At 52.3% G+C, this 8,368-nt stretch carries 4 protein-coding genes; 3 read left to right on the top strand and 1 reads right to left on the bottom strand.

Annotated features, from left to right (window positions below):
- Positions 1-88 precede the first annotated feature (88 nt).
- Positions 89-1,480: a membrane-bound lytic murein transglycosylase MltF gene (mltF, locus tag ACTF5Z_RS00690; protein WP_423854555.1), complete on the bottom strand. Its 1,392-nt coding sequence runs from the start codon at positions 1,478-1,480 to the stop codon at positions 89-91.
- A gap of 133 nt (positions 1,481-1,613) precedes the next feature.
- Between mltF and purL the strand changes: the two genes are divergently transcribed.
- From purL to secF, 3 genes are all read left to right on the top strand, one after another.
- A complete protein-coding gene (purL, locus tag ACTF5Z_RS00685; protein WP_438984104.1) occupies positions 1,614-5,474 on the top strand; it encodes a phosphoribosylformylglycinamidine synthase in 3,861 nt (1,286 codons plus the stop codon).
- Between the two features lie 89 nt (positions 5,475-5,563).
- On the top strand, positions 5,564-7,447 hold the full coding sequence (secD, locus tag ACTF5Z_RS00680) for a protein translocase subunit SecD (protein WP_438984103.1): 1,884 nt from the start codon (positions 5,564-5,566) through the stop codon (positions 7,445-7,447).
- Positions 7,444-8,358 carry a protein translocase subunit SecF gene (secF, locus tag ACTF5Z_RS00675; protein WP_438984102.1) on the top strand — a complete coding sequence of 305 codons (915 nt, stop codon included), beginning with the start codon at positions 7,444-7,446 and terminating at the stop codon, positions 8,356-8,358. The genes secD and secF overlap by 4 nt, the downstream gene beginning before the upstream one ends.
- Positions 8,359-8,368: the final 10 nt, after the last annotated feature.

The raw sequence follows: 8,368 nt of genomic DNA, 5'->3' as shown, positions 1-8,368 counted from the left end.
AGAGCGACGAAGACTAAAAAAATCTGAGCGCCAGAGCTCTTAGCGATACAGAAAAACTGTTGGCACTGACGAGCGATTGAGGCTTGCATCACAGCCCTAACAGATGCAGCTCCTGAAGCGTTTCAGGGAGGAAGTCACGGCTGTTATGCGGCTCTATCTCCTGCCCTTGGGTAATATCTCGCCACAATAATATATTGGCGTAGTGACGGATATTTTGAACATAGGTCACCGCTTCAGCACCGCGCGCATAACCAAATCGAAGGGTTCGGTAATAGCTTGGTTTCTGCAGTTTTGGTAAATGCTGCATCAAATCGCGCCATACCATAGGGTTATCGCCTTTTTGAGCTGTTAATTTGCGCGCGTCTTGCAGGTGGCCCATACCAATATTGTAGGCTGCCATTGCCATGTAAGTTCGGTCGGGCTCGGGAATGGCTGGGTCAAGTCGGCGTTTGAGTTTGTTGAGATAACGTGCACCGCCGCGCAGACTTTCCAGTGGATCTAAGCGATTTTTAACGTTTAACTCTCTGGCAGTTCGCTGGGTCAGCATCATCATGCCGCGAACGCCGGTAAAAGACTTTGCCTTGGGGTCCCAATGGGATTCCTGATAGGCCATAGCGGCGAGTAAGTTCCAATCGATGTTGTACTCATGCGCGACTTGTCGAATCATATTCTCGTAGTCGGGCAAAACGCTGTCCATGTTTTGCGAGAACGTAAAGGTGCCGGCACGAGATACAAGGGGCTCATAGCTAAAGAATTCTTCTGCCAGCCCGCGCAAGACTCCATCTGCTGTCACTTCGCTTAAAAATAAGTTGGCCGCTTCTGTGAGCGTGTCACTCTGCGAATCGGTTGTTATGAACCAGACGAGTTGTTGTTTGTCCCCGAAGCTAAAAGCTTCTTTTAGGCGCGGAAAGAGGGGTTGCTGAAGAGCAAAATCGTAGTCATCAACGATTGCAAAAGGGGTGTCTTCGTTGATCTGATCAAGTAGATCCGCCGAATCTGAGCTGGCAATGACCTTCCAGCGCAGTTTAGGATGCGACTCGTGCAACTGCTCGAGAAGCTCAAGGTGGCTTGAATTCGCCGTGACCAGAACAGTACGTTCGTAGAGATCTGTTATCGAGGAAGGACGGTACTGGCCGCTCTGGTAGATCACTAAAGGTTGTACTTCAAAATAACTTTGCGTAAACGAGAACTCTTCCGCTCTTGCTGCGCTGAGACTCAGCCCCGCGCTTGCCAAGTCAGCCGTGCCTTCGCGTAAATTTCGATAAATTCCGGTGATAGTGCTTTCGGTAAGGACATTGAGCTCCACACCTAGCTGATCTGCAAATCGTTGCGCAAGTTGATATTCAAATCCAGTAGGTCCGGTATTGTCGCGGTAGTAAGTCGTAGGGCTGGTGCGTGTGACAACCGTGAGATAGCCTCTCTGTTTAACCTCCTGAAGAGTGTCTTTTTGCTCACAGCCCGCCAGAATAAGCGCAAGCATTAAGGTCAGGCAGAATTTCAGTGGATTTCCCCTTAAAAAGCGCGACTTTGTGCGCCTATTCGTCGCCAGAGCAGGCGAACTGAGGTACACTTCGCTGCTTTCTTGTACTCGATAGCATGGAGTCAAATAAAGCATGCTCATTCTCCGCGGTGGCGCTGCACTTTCGGCATTTCGTGTCGCTAAAATTAACGATCAATTGGCCTCAGATCAATCCCCAGTCAGGGTAGACTCGACTTATTACGCCTACTTGGTGCAGCTCAAGTCCGATTTGTCGGAGCAAAGTCAGCGAGTATTGATGGATCTGCTGGCGGCTGAAGATTTAGTAGACACTCAGTCCAACGCGCCGGTATGCGTGGTTTCTCCGCGTCTGGGCACAATTTCGCCGTGGTCATCCAAGGCCACCGATATCGCCAAGCACTGTGACATACACGCTGTTGCACGAATAGAGCGGGCTCTCGTTTTTGAACTCGACGGTGACATTGCTAATTGTGCGGTTCCCGCAGTTCTTTATGACCGGATGACCGAGTCGGCCGTTACTAGCTGGAGCGGTCTTGATGCTTTTTTTGCGGCCGCAGAACCGGCGGCAATGACCTCTGTAGATATTCTAAGCCACGGTCGCCCAGCTCTAGAGCAGGCAAACAAGACGCTCGGTTTGGCACTGGCAGAAGATGAAATTGATTATCTAGTCGAGAGTTTTCAAGGCTTGCAGCGCAATCCATCCGATGTCGAATTGATGATGTTTGCTCAGGCAAATTCCGAGCACTGCCGTCATAAAATTTTCAATGCCAGCTGGACAATAGACGGGGTCGATCAGCCAAACTCGCTGTTTGGCATGATCCGCAACACCTACAATCTGGCTGGAGATAACGTCTTGTCTGCTTACTCGGACAACGCGGCGGTGGTCAAGGGCACCGAAGCCTATCGTTTTTATCCAAACCCAGCGACAGGTTCTTACACGGCGACGTTGGAACCTGTACATTTGCTGATGAAAGTCGAGACCCATAATCACCCAACGGCGATTGCGCCGTTCCCGGGCGCCGGCACGGGGTCTGGTGGTGAAATACGTGACGAAGGGGCTGTCGGTCGCGGTTCTAAACCCAAAGTTGGACTCACTGGTTTTTCGGTGTCGGGTCTGAATCTACAACAGTTCCCTAGACCATGGGATAGCGACTATGGCAAGCCGAGTCGTATCGTGTCAGCGCTGGATATTATGCTTGAAGGCCCCATTGGGGGCGCAGCATTTAATAACGAATTTGGTCGTCCCAATCTCAGCGGTTACTTTCGTAGTTTCGAGCTGAACGTCACACAGGACGGCGAGAACTGCGTCTACGGCTACCACAAACCTATTATGATTGCAGGCGGTTACGGCAACATTCGCGAGGAGCACGTCGAGAAGGGCGCGTTCAGCGCTGGCGCACACTTAATTGTCCTGGGTGGCCCTGCGATGCAGATTGGTTTGGGCGGTGGTGCGGCCTCGTCGATGGCGAGCGGTAGCTCGGCGGAAGATTTGGATTTTGCCTCGGTTCAGCGCCAAAATCCGGAGATGGAGCGCCGATGCCAAGAGGTTATTGACCGCTGTTGGCAGCTTGGCGAGTCTAACCCGATAGCCTTTATTCACGATGTGGGTGCCGGTGGCCTTTCAAATGCCTTGCCGGAGCTTGTTAAAGATGGCGGTCGTGGTGGGCGTTTCCAGCTGCGCGATGTGCCCAATGATGAACCCAGTATGTCGCCTTTGGCGCTTTGGTGTAACGAGTCGCAAGAGCGCTATGTGCTCGCCGTAGAACCTGAAAACTTAGATGTCTTCCGAGCGTTCTGTGAGCGCGAGCGATGCCCATTTGCTGTCGTAGGGGTAGCGACCGAAGAACAGCATATCGCGGTGAGTGATGGTTATTTTGATAATACGCCCGTCGACTTGCCGATGTCAGTGCTGTTTGGTAAGCCCCCAAAAATGCATCGTTCAGTCACACGTCAGTCCGCGATTGCGACAGGGCTTGATATCCAATGCACCTTTGCAGACGCTTTGGATCGTGTGTTGACTCATCCCACCGTCGCGAGTAAATCGTTTTTGATCACCATTGGTGACCGCTCGATTACGGGGATGGTCGCGCAAGATCAGATGGTCGGTCCCTGGCAGGTGCCGGTCGCGGATTGCGCGATCACCACCGTTGATTATAAAGGCTATGCAGGCGAGGCCATGGCCATGGGAGAGCGAACTCCAGTTGCGCTTATCTCTGGCCCGGCATCGGGACGCCTCGCCGTGGCAGAAGCGATTACCAATTTAGCAGGCACTCAAATCGGAAAGCTCTCTGATATAAAACTGTCGGCAAACTGGATGTGCGCTGCAGGCTATCGAGATCACGACGCTATTCTGTACGACACGGTTGAAGCCGTCGGAATGCAGTTTTGCCCTGAGCTTGGTTTGACCATTCCTGTGGGCAAAGATTCTATGTCCATGCGAACTGTCTGGTCAGATGGAGAAGACAAGTCTGTCACCGCTCCTGTATCGCTTATCATTTCAGCGTTTACGCCAGTAACGGACGTGCGTCGTACCGTGACTCCGCAGCTCACACCTGATGTCGACGCACCCATCTTATTGCTTGATCTCGGTCGAGGCGCTAATCGTTTGGGTGGGTCTGTGCTGGCTCAAAGCTTTGGTCAGCTTGGCGATCGCTGCCCTGATATCGACGCAAATTCGGTTCGCGCCCTGTTTGAATTGATTCAATGGGCCGTCAGTGAAGGTGTATTGCACGCCTATCATGATCGTTCCGACGGGGGAGCCCTGGTCTCGGTATTAGAGATGGCCTTTGCCGGCCATGCCGGCTTGGAGCTTTCGTTGCCGGTGTCCAGTGATCAGCTATTGGGTGCCGCATTCAGTGAGGAAATCGGCGCCGTTGTTCAGGTCAAGGCCGATCGTGCCGACGCCTTTGTCAGTCGCTGCAAGGCTATGGGCTTGGAAGATTGCATTGTGCCTCTGGGTTTCGCGAATAATTCTGACGACATTACGGTTGCGGTTGAGGAAGGCATTGTCTTGGCGGAGTCTAGAACAACGCTTCAGAAACTTTGGGCTCGCACCAGTTACGAGATTCAGAAGCTCAGAGACAATCCAGAATGCGCCGAGCAAGAATACGAGGGTATTCGGGCAGATGACCCCGGAATGTCGGTGCGCCTGACCTTTGATCAAAATGATGACATCGCGGCGCCCTACCTAAACGTCAAGAGGAAACCCAAATTCGCCATCTTGCGTGAGCAGGGTGTTAATGGTCAGGTAGAGATGGCGGCAGCCTTCGATCGCGCTGGATTTGACGCGGTTGACGTGCACATGAGCGACTTGGTCTCTGGTAGACGCAGCCTTGGGGACTTCAAGGGCTTGGTGGCCTGTGGAGGTTTCTCGTTTGGTGATGTGTTGGGTGCAGGGTCTGGTTGGGCTAAGTCCATTCTGTTTAACCAAGCGCTGTCGGATCAATTTCAAGCGTTTTTCGAACGTAATGACACCTTAAGCTTGGGTGTTTGTAACGGCTGTCAGATGCTGTCGCAGTTAGCACCTCTGATCCCCGGCACAACCCACTGGCCTCGTTTTCGACGCAATACCTCTGAACAGTTCGAAGCGCGCGTTGCACTGGTGGAAGTGATGGAGTCGCCATCTGTTCTACTTCGAGGGATGCAGGGTAGTGTCATGCCGATCGCGGTGGCTCATGGTGAAGGACGCGCTCAGTGGTTTGACGTAAATAGTCAGGCTCAAGCCTTGAATTCCGGATTAGTCAGCCTCAAGTATGTAGACAATGATCTTCGCGCAACCGAGGTGTACCCGAGCAATCCAAACGGGTCGCCAGAGGGTGTGACCGGATTTTGCAGTGACGACGGCAGAGTTACGATCATGATGCCACACCCTGAGCGGGTGTTTAGAGCGATTCAAAACTCGTGGTGTCCGACGGACTGGCAAGAGGATGGCGCCTGGATGCGTTTGTTCAGGAATGCCAGGGTGTGGATGGATTAAAACAACAATGGGGTAGGCAGAGCCTGCCCGTAATTCGGGCGGCAAACGGTCAGTGTCGTGAAGTGAGTCAATAATTCTATGAGTAAGCTATGTTAAACCGTTATTCCCTCTGGAAAAATCTGCTGGTTTTGGTGTTTGTGCTGTTTGGGTTTGTCTATGCAGCCCCAAATCTTTATGCACCTGACCCTGCAATTCAGATAACGAGCGCAAGCAGCGGTCAAGCGATTACCGATGCTACCTTGAAGCGTGCTTTGGAAGCCTTAGAGGATGCCGATATCCAACACTTTGGCGAATCGATTTCGGACAATGGTCGCAACGCACTAATTCGTCTGAGTGCTGCAGATCAACAGCTCGTGGGTCAGGCGCGTATCGCTCGGGCCTTGGGAGACGGTTACATTGTGGCTCTGAACTTGGCGCCCACCACGCCAAAATGGTTGACCGACTTGGGTGCTCAACCAATGAAATTAGGCCTAGATCTGAGCGGTGGTGTGCACTTCAAACTTGAAGTCGACGTCGATGCTGCCCTGGAGCGCAGGCATGAGTATTATTTGACTGCGGTCAAAAAACTGTTGCGAGAAAACCGTATCAGAAGTTTGGTAGATTTGGACGAGCAGGGCGCCGTTGTCTCCCAGTACGGTAGCGAGCAGGAACGGGAAGACGCGCGCAGCGCGATTGCAGACGAAATGCCTGAGCTTATGCTTGACCGTCTTGACGAGCAAGAAGGCCAATTTGGTTTGAAAGTCAGCATGACCGAGCAGGCAAAAGCACAGCTCGTTGACTACGCGGTAGCGCAGAACCTTACGACCCTGCGTAATCGAGTGAATGAGCTGGGTGTTTCCGAGCCGCTGGTACAGCGCCAGGGGCGTAATCGTATTGTGGTCGAACTCCCGGGTATCCAAGATACCGCCGAAGCGAAGCGTATTTTGGGTAAAGTAGCGAACCTAGAATTTCGCTTGGTTGCCAGCAGTAATGCACGGCCCTCGGAAAAACAGCGGTTCGAATACCGTAGCGAAGATCGTTTAGGTATGAGCGAGTGGTTGGAGCGTGACGTGATCATAACCGGTGAGCGCGTATCCAATGCAGCAGCAGGATTTGATCAAAACGGCCGCCCCAATGTGAGCATTAGCCTCGATAGTGAGGGGGGTACGCTCATGTCGCGAGCGACTCGCAATAATGTTAAGCGTCGCATGGGGGTTCTGTTTATTGAGCGTAAATACAAGACTTCCTATGATGTCGCGGCCGATGGCAGCGATGTTATTACAAAAATACCTTACGATGAAAAACGGATTCTGACAGCTCCCGTTATCCAGCAAGCCTTGGGAGCTCAGTTTCAGATAACAGGGCTAGACAGCCCGTTAGAGGCGAGCGAGCTGGCTTTGATGTTGCGCGCTGGAGCTTTGGCGGCCCCCATCTCGTTTGTTGAAGAGCGCACAGTCGGGCCATCGCTTGGGGCAGAGAATATCGAGTTGGGCGTAAAATCAGTGCAGCTTGGCCTGGCCCTAGTTGTTATTTTTATGTTGTTCTACTACCGCGCCTTCGGTGTTGTGGCGGTTGTCGCTCTGACCTGCAACCTCGTATTACTGCTGGCGTTTATGTCCTTGTTGGGTGCGACACTGACGCTCCCTGGTATTGCGGGTATTGTTCTTACGGTCGGTATGGCCGTGGACGCCAACGTGCTGATCTTTTCGAGGATTCGAGAGGAGTTGAATGGCGGGTCTAGTGCCCAGATGGCCATTCACAAAGGCTTTGAGCAGGCCTTAAGCACGATCTTAGATGCGAATATCACCACACTGATCGTCGCTGTTATCCTTTATGCAGTGGGCACGGGTCCAATCAAAGGATTTGCCGTGACCCTGTCACTCGGCATTTTGACGTCGATGTTTACCGCGATCATTGGAACTAGGGCCTTAATTAATTTGATTTACGGTGGTCGCAAAGTTAAGACCCTGTCGATTGGGGGAGTCGCAAAATGAAGATTATTGACTTTATGGCATGGCGCCGTTTGGCTGCGGGGTTATCAATTGCCTTAATTCTGGCAAGTGTCGTCTCGCTCGGTGTTAAGGAGTTGAGCTGGGGGCTAGATTTTACTGGGGGCACCTTAGTCGAAGTTGAATACGCCGACTCGGCAGATTTGACCGTTATCCGTCAGACCCTGCAGTCGCGTGGTTACGAGGGGGCGATCGTGGTGAGCTTCGGAACCGATCGTGACGTGCTAATTCGCTTGCCTGCAGGTACCTCTGATGAGCAAGGTGCGGCCTTGTTGGGTATTTTACAAAGCGAGTCTAAGGTTGATGTAGAGTTGCGGCGGATCGAATTCGTCGGCCCTCAAGTCGGCGAGGAACTTCGTGAGCAGGGTGGATTAGCGATGCTGTTGGCGCTTGGCTTGGTGATGCTCTACATTGCCTTTCGGTTTCAGTTCAAGTTTGCGCTAGGTGCCGTGGGTGCCTTAGCTCATGACGTCATTATCGTGTTGGGCTTCTTTTCGCTGTTTGATTTAGAGTTTGACTTAACGGTGTTAGCCGCGATTCTAGCGGTCATAGGGTACTCTCTGAACGATACCATTGTGGTCAGCGATCGTATTCGTGAAAATTTCCGCAAGTTACGTCGTACAGATCCATTGGAAGTGATCAATCAGTCGTTAAGCGAGACCTTAGGTCGGACCTTGGTCACCTCCTTGACAACCATGCTGGTACTCATTTCGTTGGCCCTTGTAGGCGGCGAAATGATTCATGGTTTTGCGCTGGCGCTGTTGGTTGGTGTTGTTGTGGGTACGTACTCGTCGATTTACGTCGCCGCGAATTTGCTGGTCGGTTTGGGTGTCAGTAAAGAAGACCTGATTATTCCGGTTCCTGAGGGTGAGGAAGATCTGGCTTTAGAGCCCTAGCTCTGAGTAA

It is taken from the genome of Aequoribacter sp. (assembly GCF_965659035.1).
Taxonomy (GTDB): domain Bacteria; phylum Pseudomonadota; class Gammaproteobacteria; order Pseudomonadales; family Halieaceae; genus Aequoribacter.
This window is presented reverse-complemented; position numbering and strand designations above follow the sequence as displayed.

What these genes read in the sequence shown, in the direction of transcription:
- secF (WP_438984102.1), top strand. Translation starts at nt 7,444, where the DNA reads ATGAAGATTATTGACTTTATGGCATGGCGCCGTTTGGCTGCGGGGTTA.
- mltF (WP_423854555.1), bottom strand. Translation starts at nt 1,480, where the DNA reads ATGCTTGCGCTTATTCTGGCGGGCTGTGAGCAAAAAGACACTCTTCAG.
- secD (WP_438984103.1), top strand. Translation starts at nt 5,564, where the DNA reads ATGTTAAACCGTTATTCCCTCTGGAAAAATCTGCTGGTTTTGGTGTTT.
- purL (WP_438984104.1), top strand. Translation starts at nt 1,614, where the DNA reads ATGCTCATTCTCCGCGGTGGCGCTGCACTTTCGGCATTTCGTGTCGCT.